The 17,655-nt window shown below is 61.4% G+C and carries 19 protein-coding genes and 1 pseudogene; 7 read left to right on the top strand and 13 right to left on the bottom strand.

Going from position 1 to position 17,655, the window contains the following annotated elements; translation table 11 throughout:
• Window positions 1–7: 7 nt before the first annotated feature.
• The 11 genes from rpsI to PV375_RS01815 all read right to left on the bottom strand — a co-directional run bounded on the left by rpsI (window position 8) and on the right by PV375_RS01815 (window position 8,435).
• Window positions 8–496 carry a 30S ribosomal protein S9 gene (gene rpsI / locus PV375_RS01865; RefSeq protein WP_332105898.1) on the bottom strand — a complete coding sequence of 163 codons (489 nt, stop codon included), beginning with the start codon at window positions 494–496 and terminating at the stop codon, window positions 8–10.
• A gap of 26 nt (window positions 497–522) precedes the next feature.
• Window positions 523–966, bottom strand: coding sequence for a 50S ribosomal protein L13 (gene rplM / locus PV375_RS01860; protein WP_332105897.1), 444 nt, complete (start codon window positions 964–966; stop codon window positions 523–525).
• 475 nt (window positions 967–1,441) lie between these two features.
• Window positions 1,442–2,317: a tRNA pseudouridine synthase A gene (locus tag PV375_RS01855; RefSeq protein WP_332105896.1), complete on the bottom strand. Its 876-nt coding sequence runs from the start codon at window positions 2,315–2,317 to the stop codon at window positions 1,442–1,444.
• 835 nt (window positions 2,318–3,152) lie between these two features.
• On the bottom strand, window positions 3,153–3,728 hold the full coding sequence (gene rplQ / locus PV375_RS01850; protein WP_332105895.1) for a 50S ribosomal protein L17: 576 nt from the start codon (window positions 3,726–3,728) through the stop codon (window positions 3,153–3,155).
• A gap of 43 nt (window positions 3,729–3,771) precedes the next feature.
• Window positions 3,772–4,767: a DNA-directed RNA polymerase subunit alpha gene (locus tag PV375_RS01845; protein ID WP_201518801.1), complete on the bottom strand. Its 996-nt coding sequence runs from the start codon at window positions 4,765–4,767 to the stop codon at window positions 3,772–3,774.
• Between the two features lie 163 nt (window positions 4,768–4,930).
• Window positions 4,931–5,329 (bottom strand): 30S ribosomal protein S11, encoded by a 399-nt coding sequence (gene rpsK, locus PV375_RS01840; protein ID WP_201518800.1) that lies wholly within the window; start codon window positions 5,327–5,329, stop codon window positions 4,931–4,933.
• A 51-nt stretch (window positions 5,330–5,380) separates the two neighbouring features.
• Window positions 5,381–5,749: a 30S ribosomal protein S13 gene (gene rpsM, locus PV375_RS01835; protein WP_201518799.1), complete on the bottom strand. Its 369-nt coding sequence runs from the start codon at window positions 5,747–5,749 to the stop codon at window positions 5,381–5,383.
• Window positions 5,750–5,879: 130 nt separating this feature from the next.
• Window positions 5,880–5,993 (bottom strand): 50S ribosomal protein L36, encoded by a 114-nt coding sequence (gene rpmJ / locus PV375_RS01830; RefSeq protein WP_201518798.1) that lies wholly within the window; start codon window positions 5,991–5,993, stop codon window positions 5,880–5,882.
• Between the two features lie 71 nt (window positions 5,994–6,064).
• Window positions 6,065–6,286, bottom strand: a complete 222-nt coding sequence (gene infA / locus PV375_RS01825) for a translation initiation factor IF-1 (RefSeq protein WP_124970725.1) — start codon at window positions 6,284–6,286, stop codon at window positions 6,065–6,067.
• Window positions 6,287–6,449: 163 nt separating this feature from the next.
• On the bottom strand, window positions 6,450–7,439 hold the full coding sequence (locus tag PV375_RS01820; protein WP_332105894.1) for a malate dehydrogenase: 990 nt from the start codon (window positions 7,437–7,439) through the stop codon (window positions 6,450–6,452).
• Between the two features lie 69 nt (window positions 7,440–7,508).
• Window positions 7,509–8,435, bottom strand: coding sequence for a LysR family transcriptional regulator (locus tag PV375_RS01815; protein ID WP_332105893.1), 927 nt, complete (start codon window positions 8,433–8,435; stop codon window positions 7,509–7,511).
• Between the two features lie 70 nt (window positions 8,436–8,505).
• On the opposite strand from PV375_RS01815, the gene PV375_RS01810 reads away from it, so the two are divergent.
• A complete protein-coding gene (locus PV375_RS01810; RefSeq protein WP_332105892.1) occupies window positions 8,506–9,513 on the top strand; it encodes a YeiH family protein in 1,008 nt (335 codons plus the stop codon).
• Window positions 9,514–9,534: 21 nt separating this feature from the next.
• Here PV375_RS01810 and map read toward each other — a convergent pair whose 3' ends face one another.
• On the bottom strand, window positions 9,535–10,374 hold the full coding sequence (gene map / locus PV375_RS01805) for a type I methionyl aminopeptidase (RefSeq protein ID WP_332105891.1): 840 nt from the start codon (window positions 10,372–10,374) through the stop codon (window positions 9,535–9,537).
• Window positions 10,375–10,538: 164 nt separating this feature from the next.
• Between map and PV375_RS01800 the strand changes: the two are divergent.
• From PV375_RS01800 to PV375_RS01790, 3 genes and pseudogenes are all read left to right on the top strand, one after another.
• Window positions 10,539–12,008 (top strand): annotated as a pseudogene (locus PV375_RS01800) (APC family permease).
• Window positions 12,009–12,209: 201 nt separating this feature from the next.
• The gene (locus PV375_RS01795; protein ID WP_332105890.1) at window positions 12,210–12,986 is read left to right on the top strand and encodes a FadR/GntR family transcriptional regulator; all 777 of its coding nucleotides are present in this window, start codon (window positions 12,210–12,212) and stop codon (window positions 12,984–12,986) included.
• Complete coding sequence (locus PV375_RS01790; protein WP_332105889.1) at window positions 12,983–13,675, top strand: cache domain-containing protein; 693 nt, start codon at window positions 12,983–12,985, stop codon at window positions 13,673–13,675. The genes PV375_RS01795 and PV375_RS01790 overlap by 4 nt, the downstream gene beginning before the upstream one ends.
• Before the next feature lie 115 nt (window positions 13,676–13,790).
• Here the strand turns inward: PV375_RS01790 and PV375_RS01785 are convergent, their stop codons facing one another.
• Window positions 13,791–15,359 carry an APC family permease gene (locus PV375_RS01785; RefSeq protein WP_332105888.1) on the bottom strand — a complete coding sequence of 523 codons (1,569 nt, stop codon included), beginning with the start codon at window positions 15,357–15,359 and terminating at the stop codon, window positions 13,791–13,793.
• A 320-nt stretch (window positions 15,360–15,679) separates the two neighbouring features.
• On the opposite strand from PV375_RS01785, the gene PV375_RS01780 reads away from it, so the two are divergent.
• The 3 genes from PV375_RS01780 to PV375_RS01770 all read left to right on the top strand — a co-directional run bounded on the left by PV375_RS01780 (window position 15,680) and on the right by PV375_RS01770 (window position 17,653).
• Entirely contained in the window at window positions 15,680–16,489 is an 810-nt protein-coding gene (locus tag PV375_RS01780) for a hypothetical protein (protein WP_332105887.1), read from the top strand.
• Window positions 16,490–16,519: 30 nt separating this feature from the next.
• On the top strand, window positions 16,520–16,717 hold the full coding sequence (locus tag PV375_RS01775; RefSeq protein ID WP_230972667.1) for a hypothetical protein: 198 nt from the start codon (window positions 16,520–16,522) through the stop codon (window positions 16,715–16,717).
• A 66-nt stretch (window positions 16,718–16,783) separates the two neighbouring features.
• The gene (locus PV375_RS01770) at window positions 16,784–17,653 is read left to right on the top strand and encodes a hypothetical protein (RefSeq protein WP_201517649.1); all 870 of its coding nucleotides are present in this window, start codon (window positions 16,784–16,786) and stop codon (window positions 17,651–17,653) included.
• Window positions 17,654–17,655: the final 2 nt, after the last annotated feature.

Raw genomic sequence — 17,655 nt, 5'->3', positions numbered from 1 at the left:
TAAACGCTTAGCGCTTCGAGTACTGCGGTGCCTTGCGGGCCTTCTTGAGACCGGCCTTCTTACGTTCCTTCGCACGTGCGTCACGAGTGAGGAATCCAGCCTTCTTCAACTCGGGACGGTTGTTTTCACGGTCGATCTCGTTGAGCGCACGGGCGATGCCCAGACGCAGCGCGCCGGCCTGGCCCGAGGGGCCACCACCGGTGATGGTTGCGATCACGTCATAGCGGTCGGTGAGGTCGAGCAGGGTGAAGGGGTCGGTGATGAGCTGCTGGTGCAGCTTGTTCGGGAAGTACTCCGCGAACTCACGACCGTTAACGGTGATAACACCGGTGCCGGGGATCACGCGCACGCGGGCGATGGCCTGCTTGCGGCGCCCGACAGCGGCACCCGAAACAGTGAGGGGTGCACGCTCGGTAACCTCGACGCCCGCCGCGGCAGGGGTCTCGGTGCTGTAGTTGGTGGGCTGCTCTTCGATGGAGTCTGCGATGGTCGCCACTTATTCGTCCTTCGTTATCGCTGCCGCTACTGGGCAACCTGGTCGAGAGTGTACGGCTTGGGCTGCTGAGCCTGGTGCGGGTGTTCTGCACCCGCGTACACCTTGAGCTTCTTGAGCTGCTCGCGGCCCAGCGAGTTCTTCGGGAGCATGCCGCGAACCGCTTTTTCGATGACGCGGTCGGGCCGCTTCTCGAGGAACTCGGCATAGTTCTGCGAGCGCAGACCACCCGGGTAACCCGAGTGACGGTAGGCGCGCTTCTGTTCGAGCTTCTGACCGGTGAGGGCCACCTTGTCGGCGTTGATGATGATGACAAAGTCACCGGTGTCAACGTGCGGCGCGAAGGTCGGCTTGTGCTTACCGCGCAGCAGCTGAGCTGCGTGCGAAGCGAGGCGGCCAAGCACGACATCGGTTGCGTCAATGACGAACCACTCGCGGGTGACTTCACCAGCCTTGGGGGTGTAAGTACGCATGAATATGCAACTTTCGTTCGGAGTGAGAGGTCCGTGAATCCCACTCGGTCGCGATAGTTTCACCACGGGATGCGTGGGGTAACGTCGCAGTTGAGGGCTCACTTCGATGCCTGCCGGTGGCGGGCAACCTGCTTATTGTACGACAGATTTGGGATGCACTGCAATGGTGAGTTTCGCGGCTGAGCTTCGGCCGGCCCTGCACCGTTGAACCAGTCCGATGCATCCAGGCAATTCTTCACGTCCGGTCAGCGCATCTGGCCAGCTGTGCTCACGCGCCGGCGCATCCTTGTTCCCGCCGCTACCTCCGCAAACGTAGCGAGGCTGTGCTCACGTGACCGGCGCATCCTTCCAGCCCGTCCAAGACACCCGGGCTCTCCATCCAGCCCGGCACATCCAACCAACTCTCTCCCCGTCCCGGACAGGCCAGCCCGATGCATCCCAGCCAGCCCCATTCCTCAGCTGGCGCGCAGTTGGCCTATTCCACCACCCGCAGCGCGGGACGCTTAGCGCGCGTTTGTTCCTGCCGGGATGCGAGTTCGTCCTGCCCCGGATACGCAACGCTCACCAGCGTCAATCCCTTCGCCGGGAGCACCGTGAAGTCATTCGATCGGCCGGTTAACTGCAATAGCTCTGGAACCTTTGCCAGCGACAACCGCCCCATCCCCACAGCCGCACACATGCCGACCAGCGAGCGAACCATCGAATGACAGAACGCATCAGCCTGAACGTGGGCAACAAACACGCCCAGCTCATCCCGATGCCAAGCGAATTCTTCGAGCGTGCGCACCGTGGTGGCGCCCGCCCGCGGCCGGCAGAATCCGGCGAAGTCGTGCAGTCCGATGAGTTCTTGCGCGGCCGCATTCATCAGCTCGAGATCGAGGGGGCGACGCACCTGCGCCGTGCGGTGTCGCTCAAGCGGGTTCGCCGGCGATGTGGGGTCGGCGAGGCGATACTCATAGCTGCGGCGCAGCGCTGAAAAACGAGCATCGAAACCTTCGGGTGCGAGCGCGCATCCGGTTACTGCCACGTCGGCATCGTTGCCGAGGATCCCGGTTATTCGCCGCACGAATGCGACCTCGCCATGCTCTCGGCCGAGGCGACGCGCAGTGGTCGCCCAGATTGACTCGGGAAGGTCAAGATGCGCCACCTGCCCCAACGCGTGTACCCCGGCATCAGTGCGCCCCGCCACTGTGAGCAACGGGCCGGCGTCGGGGAGATCACGGTACAGGATGCGGATTGCATCCTCAAGCGTGCCCTGCACCGTGCGCAGCCCAGGTTGTGTCGCCCAACCACTAAAGGCGGTGCCGTCATACGCGATGTCGAGCCGGATGCGCACGGTGTTGTCCTGCATATCTCCATCTTGCCGCACCCGCTCGATGGCGTGTGGGTCCTGGGTGTGTGGGCCTTGGGTGTGTGGGCCCAGTGCGGGTGAGCCTTGTGCGGGTGAGCCCTGTGCGGGTGAGCCCTGTGCGGGTGGGCCCTGTGCGGGTGGGCCCAGTGCGGGTGGGCCCAGTGCGGGTGGGCCCTGTGCGGGTGGGCCCTGCCGCCCCCGCCCGCCGCCCGCCCGCCGCTCTCCCCTTGCCGCCCGCCCGCCAGCCGCTCTTTTTTCACCAAATGACCCTGTTATCACCAAATGACCCTGCTACAACAGGGTCATTTCGCAACAACAGGGTCACTTGCTACAGAGAAGGCGTGGGTTCGAGGCATCGCCGGCGCGAGGCATCGCCGGCGCGAGGGCTCCGGGATCGCGCATGGCATGGCCTGACCACGCAACGACAGACTCCTGAGCCACAGACAGATAACTCCGTGACACGAGACTCCCCTCCCACGCCACCCCTTCTTCTCGCCAAGCGACCCTGTTAGTAGCAAATGACCCTCCTAATGGCATACAGCACTGCTTGAGCAAGCGGCCCCTTTCACCAAATGACCCTGTTATCGGCATACAGCACTGCTCGACCAAGCGGCCCCTTTCACCAAATGACCCTGTTATCGGCATACAGCACTGCTTGACCAAGCGGCCCCTTTCACCAAATGACCCTGTTATCAGCAAATGACCCTGCTACAACAGGGTCATTTCGCAACAACAGGGTCATTTGCCGCAGAGGGCTGCGGCACCGAAGCCGATCGGGAAACGCGAAGGGGCCCGCACCCATGTGCGGACCCCTCACTCTTTTGCTTGAAGAAAGCTACTTGGCTTCTTCCTCAGCTGCTTCTTCCTCAGCTGCTTCTTCCTCGGCTGCGGCGTCAGCCTCAGCAGCCTCAGCTGCCTCAGCCTCAGGCGCGTCGCCTTCAGCAGCGTCAGCGACCTCGGCAGCCTCGACCTCGGCCTCGGTGGGCTCGATGTCTTCGTCAGCCACCTCAACAACCGGCTCTTCAACCTTCTGGCGCTTCGGCTTGGGGTTCACCGGCTCGAGCACGAGCTCGATAACCGCCATGGGTGCGTTGTCACCCTTGCGGTAGCCGGTCTTGATGATGCGGGTGTAGCCACCCTCACGCTCGGCCACGAGCGGTGCGATCTCGGTGAAGAGTTCGTGCACCACGCTGGGGTCGGTGATGGTGCGCATCACACGACGGCGGTTGTGCAGGTCGCCCTTCTTCGCCTGGGTGATCAGGCGCTCAGCAACCGGCTGCAGGCGCTTGGCCTTGGTTTCGGTGGTCTGGATGCGCTTGTGGGTGAACAGCTGCGAGGCGAGGTTGCCGAGCAGCAGGCGCTCGTGGGCGGGACCGCCTCCGAGGCGTGGACCCTTGTTGGGCTTAGGCATTGCTGGTTCTCTTTCTCAGGTTTCGGATCGATGATCCGCAGGTTTAGATGTACTCGCCGCTGTCTTCGCTGCCGCCGTAGAAGTGCGTACCTTCAAAACCGGGCACGCTGTCCTTCAGCGACAGGCCGAGCGAGGCAAGCTTTTCACGTACCTCGTCAACCGACTTCTGACCGAAGTTGCGGATGTTCATGAGCTGGCCTTCGCTCAGTGCCACCAGCTGCGCGACGGTGGTGATGCCTTCGCGCATGAGGCAGTTGTATGAGCGAACCGACAGGTCGAGGTCGTTGATGCTCATCGACAGTTCGTCGCTGATGACCTGTTCGACCGGGGCCGGACCGATTTCGATGCCCTCGGCTTCGGTGTTCAGTTCGCGAGCGAGGCTGAACAGCTCAACCAGGGTGCCACCTGCCGAGGCGACGGCGTCGCGGGGCAGCATCGAGGGCTTGGTTTCGACGTCCACAACCAGGCGGTCGAAGTCGGTGCGCTCACCGGCACGGGTGGCCTCGACGCGGTAGGTCACCTTAAGCACGGGCGAGTAGATCGAGTCGACCGGAATCTGGCCGGCTTCTGAGTACTCGTCGCGGTTCTGCTGTGCTGACACATAGCCGCGGCCGCGTTCAATGGTGAGCTCAAGTTCGAACTTGGCGTCGTCGTTGAGCGTGGCGATGACCAGCTCGGGATTGTGGATCTCGACGCCGGCGGGTGCCGAGATGTCGGCTGCGGTCACCTCACCCGCGCCGGTTTTACGCAGGTAGGCGGTGATCGGTTCATCAAACTCGCACGAAACCACGAGCTGCTTGATGTTGAGGATGATCTCGGTGACGTCTTCCTTCACCCCGGCGATCGTGGTGAATTCGTGCTGCACGTTGTCGATGCGGATGCTGGTTACGGCAGCACCGGGGATCGAGCTGAGCAGTGTGCGACGCAGCGAGTTGCCGAGGGTGTAGCCGAAGCCGGGCTCGAGCGGTTCAATAGTGAACCGCGAGCGGTACTCCGAGATGTTTTCCTCGGTGAGAGTGGGGCGCTGTGCAATGAGCACTATATGGTCCTTTCGGCGAAGCGTCCGCTATATGACGCTTGGCGTGTTCACGGGCTGCAGTCCCGCGAGTTGGGGAATGTGCGTAAGCAGGCGTACGGGGGCGGTGGAACGGCGGATGCCGCTGGTCGCCCGAACGCGAATGCGCGCGGGCGACCCGGAAGACTTAGACGCGGCGGCGCTTCGGCGGGCGGCAGCCGTTGTGTGCCTGCGGGGTCACGTCGCTGATCGAGCCAACCTCGAGGCCTGCTGCCTGCAGCGAACGGATCGCGGTTTCACGGCCCGAACCGGGACCCTTCACGAAAACGTCGACCTTCTTCATGCCGTGTTCCTGCGCCTGACGAGCAGCGGCTTCGGCGGCCAGCTGTGCGGCGAACGGGGTCGACTTACGCGAGCCCTTGTAGCCCACACCACCGGACGAGGCCCAGCTGATGACAGCACCGCTGGGGTCGGTGATGGAAATGATGGTGTTGTTGAACGTCGACTTGATGTGTGCCTGGCCGACGGGAACGTTTTTGTTTTGCTTGCGGCGAGCTTTACGCGCCGCGGTCTTTGGGGTAGCCAATTCTTCTCTCCTACGAATTCCGGTTCACTCACATCCGCGATGGCGGATGGGTTACTTCTTCTTACCGGCGACGGTGCGCTTCGGGCCTTTACGGGTGCGAGCGTTGGTCTTGGTGCGCTGACCGTGGACCGGAAGGCCGCGACGGTGGCGGATGCCCTGGTAGCTACCGATTTCGACCTTGCGGCGGATGTCGGCTGCGACTTCACGGCGGAGGTCACCCTCTACCTGGTAGGTGCCTTCGATGTGGTCACGGAGTGCCACGAGCTGTTCGTCGGTGAGGTCTTTCACGCGAGTGTTGCCGTCGATTCCGGTGGCTTCGAGCGACTTGAGCGCGCGGGTGCGGCCGATGCCGTAGATGTAGGTGAGTGCGATCTCCACGCGCTTTTCGCGCGGGAGGTCTACGCCTGCGAGACGTGCCATGGGAGTGTGCTCCTTATTGAGGTGTGGAGCGACGATTGGGCTCCGGCCTCAGGCCCGGAGGTGTCCCCCGCGTACGGGTTCTTATCGTCGCAATTTCAGTGTTGAGTTATTCGAGCCGAAGCTCGTTCGCCTAGCCCTGGCGCTGCTTGTGACGGGGGTTGCTGCAGATCACCATCACGCGGCCGTGGCGGCGGATGACCTTGCAGTTGTCACAAATCTTCTTTACAGAGGGGTTGACCTTCATGAGGTGTCCTTTGAGTCGCTGGCCTCGTACCGGCGCGGGATGCGCCGGCCGTTCCTTATCCAGCTGTGGGCTTACTTGTAGCGGTAGACGATCCGACCACGGGTGAGGTCGTAGGGGCTGAGCTCTACGATTACCCGGTCTTCAGGAAGGATTCGAATGTAGTGCTGGCGCATCTTCCCTGAGATGTGCGCAAGCACCTTGTGACCATTTGAGAGCTCCACGCGGAACATCGCGTTCGGCAGTGCTTCCACTACCGTGCCCTCGATCTCGATTACGCCGTCCTTCTTGGCCATAGCCTCACTAATCGCTTTGATATCGTTGCCCACATGCCGGTCATGCGGAATCAGTGCATCACACGCGCGGGCGCGTGCAGAAACACCGACTGTCAACTATAGAGACTTTTCGGCGTGTTCCGCAAGGGCTCGCGCATGTTTTCTTTCCCGACAGCCGCAGCCACTAGATCTCGATGCCGAGCGCGCGCACCGCATCCCATTCACCTTCGAGATCAGCAACGGTGCGGGCAATCGCATCGCGGGTGCGCTCGCTCCAGTCGAGCCCTTCTACCGTGTGCCACTCCCCCGCACGTGCGGTTGCCGGCATCCCAAACACCAGCCCTTCCGGCACTCCATATTCGCCTCGCGATGGCCGCGCTACGGTCACCCAATCGTCGGCGCGAGTGCCGAGATGCCAATCGGCAATGTGATCAATCACCGCCGAGGCCGCGCTGGCGGCACTGGATGCGCCCCGCGCGCGAATAATTTCTGCGCCTCGGTTTGCCACTCGTTCAACGAACGGACCATCAAGCCAAGCATCATCAGCGATGCATTCACGCACCGAGCGGCTGCCAATGAGCGCGTGGTCGACATCAGGCACCTGCGTGTTCGAGTGATTACCCCAAACAGTTAGCTTGCGCACCTCGCTCGATACCACTCCGGCACGCTCCGCGAGCTGCGCAATGGCGCGGTTGTGGTCGAGTCGCATCAGCGCATGGAAGCGTTCGGCAGGCACATCGGGCGCGGCAGCTCGCGCGATCGCTGCATTGGTGTTGGCCGGGTTTCCAACCACGAGCACTCGCACGTTGTCAGCGGCACGTGCGCCGATGGCACGCCCCTGGCCCGAGAAGATTGCCGCGTTCGCCGAGAGCAGGTCGGCGCGGTCCATCCCCTGCTTACGGGGCATGGCACCCACGAGCAGCGCATAGTTGGTGCCGTCGAATGCCGATTCCGCATCGTCGGTCACGGTCACATCGCGCAGCAGCGGGAAGGCACAGTCACTGAGCTCGAGTGCAGTACCAGCTGCCGCATCCACCGCTTGCGGAATCTCGAGCAGGCGCAGCTCAACCGGCTGCTGCGACCCAAACATCGCACCGGATGCGATGCGGAATAGCAGCGCATAGCCGATAGCTCCGGCGGCTCCGGTGACGGTTACACGGATTGGTGCGGTCATCTGCGTCTCCTCGTTAGTAATTTGGCGCAATTTCAATCCTATTTATCGCCACCGAACCCGAGCAATGAGCTACAGCAGCTGTCCACTCACCGCGATCGAAAGGAGATCTCTGACCTCTCCCCGCGGTGGCGAGCTCGGCAACCAAACCGCGCGGATGCAGCGTTCGAGTGTCTGGCCAAGCACCGGCACTGCCACCAATCGCCCCTCGCGAATTCCAGCCTCAACCGACAGCCCGCTCAGTAGCGCCGGCCCCACGCCAGCCTCTACAGCCCGCACTATTGCCGAGGTGCTGTTGAGCTCCATGAGTGTGCGCACACCGCCGTATGGCGCGAGGGCCGCCGATACAACTGCACGGGTACCCGATCCGGATTCGCGCAGAATCAGCGGGGTTTTCGCCAGCACCGATGGCAGCAGCGGCTCGTCCCGATGCGCCAGCGCGGCCCATTCATGTCCCGGATGCACGATGAGCTTGAGTGCGTCCACGCGAACTTCGACCTGCGCGAAACTGCCGGGCACTACTGGACACTCGACAAATCCGAGATCAAATTCACCGCGTGCGATCCCCTCGAGCACGCGTTCGGAGTTTTCCATATCGAGTGCGACGGTCACGGCGCGGGGTTGGCGGTGGAAAGTGGCGAGCCATTCGGGGGCGAGATGCTCGGCAACCGTGTGCGAGGCACCAACGGTAATCTGACCGCCGCTGGTTCCGCTGAGCGAGTTCATCCCGACGAGGAGTCGGTCCATTGCGGTGACAACCTCTTGTGCCCACAGTGCGAGCAGGTTGCCACGATCGGTGAGGTGCGCGCCTGAATGCGCTCGCACGATGAGTTGCACTCCAACGCTTGCCTCGAGAGCTTTCAGACTGCGAGAGGCGTTGGATTGCGCCATTCCAGTTCGACGAGCGGCTTCGCTAATTGAGCCTTCTTCAGCCAGCGCGACGAGTAGGCGCAGCGTCGACATTGACACCTGCTGTATTTCCCCGCCAAGCGTGACCATATCGCAATGATATATCAGCATCGATTAATGAGGTCTTCCGCAACTGCGCCGCAAATCGCAGACTTCGAGCATGCTCGTAACAGATCGCATCCAGTATCGGCAATACTTTCCCGGCATTGCTGTCGCGCTTGCCGTATCCGTGTTGGCGATACTCGTTGCGCCGTGGGTTTCGCCACTCAGCCCCCTGCTGATTACGATGCTCGCCGGTATCGCCTGGCGCAATCTGTTTCCGGTTCCCGAGCAGCTCATGCCGGGCAACGCCATTGTCGAAAAGCCAATCCTGCGCTTTGGAATTGTGCTGCTTGGTCTGCAAATCGCGGCCGGCGACATCATCAACCTGGGTTGGATACCGCTGCTGGGCATCGTCGCAGCAGTGGTGATCACTTTCACGGTCACGATGGCAGCCGGCCGCCGGTTGGAAGTAGATCGCAGGCTGCGGATGCTCATCGCATCCGGATTTTCAATTTGCGGCGCTGCGGCAGTTGCGGGCGCAAGGTCAGTGACTGATGCCGATGATGACGACACCGCCACCGCGGTCGCGCTCGTGGTGATTTTTGGCACGATCATGATTCCCGCGGGTCCGGCGCTGGCCGTGCTGTTTGGTATGGATGCAAAAACCGCCGGGTTGTTCATCGGGCTCACCACCCATGAGGTTGCGCAGGTTGTTGCCGCGGGTGGGATTGTTGGCGCCACGGCTCTCGCGGTTGCAATAGTGGTGAAACTCGGCCGCGTGCTGCTTTTGGCTCCGGTAATGGCAGCACTTGGGCTCTTGAATCGCCAAGAGCTGCCCGACACGGGCCGCAAGCGCCCACCACTTGTCCCCTATTTTGTGTTGGGGTTTATCGCCTGCGTTGTGATTCGCAGCGTAGATCTACTGCCACAGCCAGCACTGGATACCGCGGCTTTTATCCAAACCGCAGCCCTCGCGATGGCGATGTTTGCACTGGGACTCAACGTGCACCTGCGGTCGATTGTGAAGCTCGGCCCACGCCCGGCGATACTCGGCGCGATTGCGACCGCAACCATCATCATTGTCGGACTGGTGACGAGCACCGTAACGATGCACCTTGCCAGCTAGCTTTGGGAAGCGGGTTCACCCCTAATCCAGCGGAACCGGCACCACACCGTAACTGGCAAGCCCAGCGGCGCCACCGTCTTCGACGGTGGTCACCCAGATACCGTCCGCGTGGCGGATAACGGTGTGTTCCCAGTGGGCTGCGACCGTACCGTCGGCCGAGCGAACGGTCCAGCCGTCATCGTCGACGGTGACGTCGGGGCTGCCGCCGGTGAGCATCGGTTCGATACAGATCGCCAAGCCCGCCCGCACCACCGGCCCGCGGCGGCGCACCCGATAGTTGAAAACGGTGGGTTCTTCGTGCATATCTCGCCCGATGCCGTGACCGGTGTAGTTTTCGAGGTTGCCGAGCGGCCCGAGCTGTTCATCGATGGCCACCTCGATTGCGGTCCCGACGTCGTTGAGATGCCGCGCGGATGCGAAGGCGGCGATACCGGCCCACATCGCGGCGCGAGTGGCGTCACTCACCCGGTTCGCTTCGGCGAGCCATTCGGATGCGTTGGGGCGCGTCACTTCTCCCGGCACGATGAAGGTGCGCGCCGAGTCGCCGTTCCAGCCGTTCAGCTTGGCACCGCAGTCGATTGAAACAACGTCACCGGGTTCGAGCGGCGTCGAATTGGGGATGCCGTGCACGACGGCGTCGTTGACCGAGGCGCAGACGGTGTGCGAGTAGCCGGGCACCAGCTGAAAGTTCGGCACACCGCCGCCGTCGCGGATGGTTTTTTCGGCAATCGCGTCGAGTTCGAGGGTGCTGATCCCCGGGCGGATTGCTGCTTCGACCGCGTCGAGTGCTGCCGCGGTGAGCATCCCCGCTGGGACCATCATCTTGAGTTCGTCGTGAGACTTATAGAGGGATGTGCGCATAACTCCTCTAGCGTACGCGCAGATGCCTATTCCCGCAGAAAATGAATCGTCTTCGCATCTTAGAGCAACATCACAATAATGTTGCGCGACTGTCAGCATATTGCTAGGTTCTACCCAAGTAACGCTCAGTTATTCATTCATCTATAACAGATCGCGAGACAAAGATGTCCACATCTCCCTCGAAGTCAGCAGCACCGGCGTCAGGCACGCACGGCAATAACCCCGGCTTCAAACGTTCGCTCGGTGCGCTCAGCACCCTGACCCTCGGCGTCGGCGCCATGGTCGGTTTCGGCTGGGTAACCCTGGTCGGCGACTGGATCACCAGCGCCGGTTCGTTCGGCGCCGCCGGAGCATTTCTCATCGGTGGTCTGATGATGGCCATCGTGGCGCTCGTCTACTCCGAGCTCGTGGCCGCGATGCCGAAGGCCGGTGGTGAGCACAACTACATCATGCGCGCGCTCGGGCCGCGCTGGTCGTTCATCGGTTCGTGGGCAATTACCGGTGGTTATGCGACTGTGGTGGCCTTTGAGGCGGTGGCTCTCCCCCGAGCTATTGGGTACGTGGTCGATCTCGAGCACATCCATCTGTGGACCATTAACGAATCTGAGGTGTACCTCATCTGGGCGCTGGTGGGTTCGATCATGGCGATCGTGATCACCATCATCAACATCCTTGGCGTGAAGATCGCCGGTGGTTTCCAGATGTTCGTGGTGCTGTTCCTGTTCGCCATCGGCGCTCTGCAGCTCATCGGTGCTTTCACCGGCGGCAGCCCCGCCAACCTTGAACCGATGTTCGTCAACGGCCAGGTCGGGTTCTTCGCGGTGCTGGTGGTTGTGCCGTTCATGTTCGTCGGGTTCGACGTCATTCCGCAGACCGCCGAAGAAGTGAACCTTCCTCCGCGCAAGGTGGGCCGCATCTCGTTCGCCTCGGTGGTAATCGCCGCGGTTTGGTACATCCTCATCGTGCTCACCGTTTCGCTGGCACTCGACGATACGGCGCTTGCCGAGTCGAACCTCCCCGCAGCCGACGCCATGGGGGCGCTGTTCGGCAGCCAGTTCTTCGCCAACATGATGGTGGCTGCCGGTATCGCCGGTATTCTCACCTCGTGGAACTCGTTGTAGATGGGTGCCTCGCGACTCATCTACTCGCTCGCCCAGTCGGGCATGCTTCCGCGCTGGCTCGGCGTGCTGCACCCGCGCACCCGCACCCCCGTCAACGCACTGCTGGTGCTCGGTGGTATCGCCACGCTCGCACCGTTCTTCGGTTCGAAGGCTCTCGGATGGATCGTGGATGCAGGCTCGCCGATGATCGTGATCGCGTACCTGATCGTGTCGATTTCGTTCGTGATCCTACGCCGCCGCGAACCCAACATGGAGCGTCCGCTGCGCATCGGCGGTAGCGGCAACTTCGGCATCGTGATCGGTGTAGTGTCGGCGCTCATCACCGCGTTCCTCACCGCCCTCTACCTGCCGTTCATGCCGGCACAGCTGGGCATCGAGCCCTGGGTGGTGTTCGGCCTGTGGTGGCTTGCCGGTCTGATCTTCTTCGTCGGCATCCCCGGCGGCGTGAAACCCGGCCCGGACGCTGAAGAAGAACTGATCCGCATCGTCGAGGCAAAGCGGCGTAAGCGGTAGCGGCTAGACAAACTGCACGGGTGGGAATGACTCGAGCGGTCATTCCCACCCGAATTTTCCATCACCATATTTGTCTCGCAGCACGCCGGTCTCTCTCACATCCAGTGGAGATTCATACATAGGATGCGCATCTCAGCATTGAGGGCTCGTGCTCGGCTAGCGTCGAGAAAGTTTTGTAACAGCAGCGAGGAGGTACCTCTTTTGCCGCAACCGGTGCTGCAATCGTTTCAGGTGAGGCGCGAGCTATATACGCCACTGAACGCTGCCGATCGAGCAGGGCAGATCGTTCGCCGGCTATCCGATGCGGTTGCTCTCGGGCTACTACAGCCCGGCGATCGGCTACCCACCGAAACCGATCTTGCCGAAGCCTTCGAGGTGGCGCCGGCCACCGTGCGAGAGGCACTGGCACGGCTTCGCGACGCCCGCGTTATTGAGACTCGCCGTGGACGCAATGGCGGCTCATTCATCGTCGAAGCTCCTATCGAAAGTGCCGAGCAGCGCGCCGGCCGGTTGCAGGGTTACTCGACAATCGATCTGCGAGATCTTGGCGATGAGTGGGCGATGATCACTACGGCCTGTGTCCGGCTCGCGCAAGCCCGCCATGATCACACCGACATCGAACGCCTCAAGCACGATGTCTTCAGATTCGAGAACGCGCCAAATCTGAACCTTCGCAATCAGCACTATTCACGCTTTTGGATTGATCTGGCCGTCGCGGCACAGTCTGCGCGACTGCTGAGCCATCAAATGCGCATCCAGTTTGAAATTGCTGCGCTGTTGTGGCCAGAGCATCGTGATGCCGACAACCTGAACGCTGCTGTGAACGGAATGCACGACATCATCGCTGCAATTGGTCACCCGAGCACGCTCGCAGAAAAAGTGGTCAACGAAACGATTCGCCACGACTCACGTTTTCTCATCGCCGAGAAGCTGCGCATCGAACGCGCTTCAATTCGGCGGAAAGGAACCGACGAATGACGACCATCGACACGATAGCCGGCCGCATTGCCTTGCGCTTCGATGAGGCATATCGCGAGCTAGCATCACTGGCCGCAAATATTGAACAGGTTTTGGAACAGTCTTTGGCCGCTCCTGACGAGCCGTTCACACGCGAGCAGGCCACCCAGTTTCAGCACCTCGCCGGCCAAACACTCGAACGCCTGCCACTCGCGAAAGGGGCCGGGTTTGTGGTCGCACACACCCGCACCGGGCAGCGTGACCAGGCCCTACAGTGGCGGGTGCGCACCGAAACTGGCTCGGTGCCGTATTTGCTCATCCACGCGGTTGCGCCGGCTCATGTCTACGAGTATCGCCACCTCAGTTGGTACATCGCGCCAGCCGAGTATGGCTGTGCCGGATTCACGGGCCCCTACTTTGATTTTCTCTGCGCCAACCAGCTCACACTGACCCTGTCTACACCGGTGTTCCACCACGGAGAATTCGCCGGCGTTACTGCCTGTGATATCGACGTGCCCGATGCTGAGCGCGCACTATTGCAAGCATGTGGTGATTTTTCGGGCGAAGCCGCGCTCACGAATGCGGAGGGCCAGGTCATCTGCTCAACCACTGCATCCTGGTTGCCTGGCGATCGAATGGATGCACGTCTCGGCATAGCTATCGATGATGGACCAACCCGGATGCGGGTGGTCGATATCTCTGCACACTAGTTCCCGCATGCACCGGCACTAGCTCACCATGATGCGCTGAACAGAGATACGCTTGGCACACACAACATCGGGGTCACCACCAACAAAGCAGTGGTGACCCCGATTGTTTCGCTAGCTACTGCTGCGGGCTACGGTCCTCGTAGAGGTGCGGCTTACCACCGTCGAGGCGGACTGCCAGGTCGACGAGTTCCTCTGATGGAGCAATGGGGTCAATCGCGCGGGTGTCAACCACACCCGTCGCAGCATCGCCGGCCATACTCTTGGCACGGTTGTAGGGTTTCGCCGCAACCATGTAGATCAGGCCGATCCCCAGCACCACGACGCTCGAGAGCCCAACCAGCCAGGCCTGATACCAGGGCCCTTCGCCCGGCTGGAGCACGATGAACATGCCGAAAACCTGCCAGCTCAAGGCCGCGAACGAGACGATCCATCCCCACTTGCCGAGCTTGAACTGACCCCTCGGCTGCCAGCCGCGCATACGGGCCCGGATCGACGCGATCACAACCATCGAGAACGCGCAGTACACACCGAATGACGAGAACGAAATAATCGCGATCAATGCGTCTTCACTTAGCAGCGAAATGATCACCACGAGCGCGGGGAAGGCGCCCGAAGCCAGAAGCGCGTACGGCGGCACAGCGCGGCGAGCATTGAACTGCTTGAGCAGGTGCGACCCGGGTAGCTGGCTGTCGCGGCCCATCGAGTAGAGCAGACGCGAGGCAGCGGCCTGCAGCGAGATGAGGCAGCTCAAGAACGAAATCAGCACCACCGCGAGCACGACCTTGAAACCGGTCACGCCGAACACCGAAACGAAGAGTTCACCGATGGGGTCAGTTGCCGTACCCTCAATCACCGCGGTGAAATCGGGTACCGCCAAAATGAGACCGATCGCAATGAATGCCGAGGCGATACCGCCGACGTAGATCGTCATCCGCATCGCACGCGGAACCACCTTGCCGGGGTTGTTCACTTCTTCAGCCACATCGCCGCAGGCTTCAAAGCCGTAGAAGAGGTAAATACCAACAATTGAAGCGAACCCGAGCGCGATGATGAACGGGGTGTTGTCTTGGAACGCCTCGGGACGGAAGTCGGTTACCAGCACACTGAGATCGTGCTTGCGACCACCGATCAACAGCCAGGTACCGATGACAATGGTCGCGATAATTTCGGCCACGAATCCAAAGAAGGCGACGTTTGCGAGCAGTCGCGTACCACCGAAGTTAATGAGCGTGGCCAGCGCGATAATCACCAGCGCGATAATAACGTTCGCTACCGCATCCATTTCGATGTCGAAGAAAGCACCCAAGAACGGACCAGCACCGTAGGCAACGGATGCGATTGTCGCTGAAATTGCGATGGCATACACCCACCCGCTGAACCAGCCCCACTTGGGTCCCCACAGGCGACGGTTCCACGGATACACGCCACCGGCAATCGGGTACTGCGAGACGACCTCGCCAAAGACCAGCGAAACCATCAACTGACCGAAGCCGGCAACGAGAATCATCCAGAACGCCGGCGGGCCAACAATCGCAATCGACGCGGCGAGTGTCGTGTAGACACCCACCACCGGAGATAGGTACGTGAAGCCCAGGGCTAGATTGCCCCAAAATCCCATGTCTCGTTTGAACTCTTCAGAGTGGTCGAGCACAGTTTCGTGCCCGACAGTTGTTTGCTGAGTCATCTCGTTCTCTCTTTCAAGGTCAGCGTTGACCAGTTCGAACTTCTAAGTGCGCACAACCCTGTGGGCACTCAAAGCCACCTCCAATAATACTCTAGTTTTAGAGGTTTACCGACTGGAGAGCCAAGGACGCCGTATTCCCGCATACTTCAGTGACCCAACTCCCCTGTGATATCACCGTAGAACCAGCTATCCGCATCAGCATTTACTCAACACCTGCAAGCAAAGTTCGCCGGCTGTTAACTTCGACTAGTAAGACTCTTCCCCCGGACCCGCTACGTGAACCGCGCGGGGAAGACTTCCCAACTAGTTCGGAGTTGATCGTGGACCTCATCACTTTGACCGCTGCCGCAGCGTTTGCACTCCCCTCACTTCAGCAGGGTGAAGACGTCGCAGCAACACCCGCTGCCGACGCAAACGTTGCATCGTTCCACCTCATGCAGGCTACTGATGAGCAGCCCGCACCCGGCGAGAACGACGACAAGGAGCAGGCTCCCGGCAACGGCGGCGGCATTGTCGAAGACGAGCCCGGCAACGGCGGCAACGACACCGAACAACCCGCACCCGGCGAAGACGGCGGCGAGGAACCAAACCCTGACGAAGGCGGCCAGAACCCCGGCGAAGGTGACGGTGGCGACACCGAACAACCCGCCCCGGGCGAGGGCGAAGACGGCCCTGGCGAAGGTGGCGACAACGGTGACGAAACCGTAGAGCCGAACCCCGGCGAAGGCAACGACGACAACACCGACGAGCCCGCCCCCGGTGAAGGCGACGAACCCGGCCCCACCGACCCAACCGATAACCCTGAGCCGAACGAACCCGGGCCAAGCAACCCCGGCGGTGGCAACTCCGGCCCCGGCGCAACCCCCGGCCCCGGCACTGCCCCCGCCACCCCGCCGGTAGCTGAAGAACCCGCGACCGAATCCGACACCGACGAAGCAGAAAACGACACCGCCACGCCGCCGAACGACTCGCAGGATGCTGCTTCTGACACCAGCGCTGCCCCCCAGCCCAAACTCGCTGAGACCGGTGCAGACGACTCGATGCTGCTAATCGGTGGTGCAGCTGGTGCCCTGCTGGCTGCAGGTATGTCACTCACCGTCGTGAGCACCCGCCGCCGCATCAACGCCTAAACGCTAGGAAGGGTTTATTTCAATATGGAGATGCTCAACACTCTGCTGGGCCTGTTTGTCACCTTTGCCACCATCGGTGGCGGTCTGTGGGCCGTCTGGGGTGTTATTACGCTCGCCGGTGGTCTGAAAGACCAGAACGGACCGCAAACGCAGTCGGGCGTTTGGCAGACCGTCGGTGGTGGCCTCATCATCGCTGCGGCGCAGCTGTTCAGCCAAGTCACCGTCTAACGCTTTCGGCGTTCTCGGCAGGGCGGGTGCATCCCCGCCAAAGTTCTCGAGCGAAGAGGCGTTTCCATGGACAACCCAATCATTTCCATCGTCGTTGAGCTGCTCAACGCCGTTGGCGGTTACCACCTCGGCCAAATCGGCCAGGGTGCCATGACGCCAATCTCCGAAGCCAGCCCGGTCGCCTACGAGGCGATGCGACAAATTGCCGACACCGTTGTTCGTCCGGTCGCCTCCGTCATCCTCTCGCTCATGCTTGTGGTCGAGCTCGCCCGCAACGCCTCCAAATTTGAGGGCGACGGCCAGATCGGCGTGCGCATCATCGCCGGCACGATGTTCAAATTCGTGCTGCTCATCGTGGCAGTGCAATACGCACCGCAGATTTTGCAGGCAATCAGCGGCGTCACCGAAACCATCAGCCAGGGCGTTGCGGCATCCGCATCCACCCCGGAGACCACGGCCTCAGGCAAGCTCGGCGATCAGATCAAACCCCACCTGAACATGCTGAACGCTATCCCGGTGCTGATTATTTTGGCGCTGCCGTTCATCATCTCGTGGCTCGCGGTAATCGTCGCCCAGGCAGTGGTCATCTTCCGATTCATCGAAATCTACGCACTCACCGCATTCGCGACGCTGCCGATCGCTTTCGCCGCGCATCCAGAAACAAAAAGTATTGCGGTGGGATACCTGCGCGCCTACGGTTCCGTCTCGCTGCAGGGCGCCACACTAATACTCGGCATCTACCTGTACCAGCTGATGATTCAATACGGCGGCTTTGCAGTATTCCCCGACCCACAAGAAATCGGCCCAATGGGGATGACCGTGACGGGCTGGGCATTGAAAGCAGTCTTGCCCGTATCACTGGCAGCGATCCTCATGATTTTCGTCGTCATCGGGTCGAGTAAGCTCGCGAAATCAATCGTGGGACAGGCAGGTTAGTC

This window comes from Gulosibacter sp. GYB002, assembly GCF_036577665.1.
In the GTDB taxonomy this organism is placed as follows: Bacteria; Actinomycetota; Actinomycetes; order Actinomycetales; family Microbacteriaceae; genus Gulosibacter; species Gulosibacter hominis.
The sequence above is the reverse complement of the archived record's forward strand: the minus strand, read 5'-3'. Positions and strand labels throughout refer to the sequence as shown.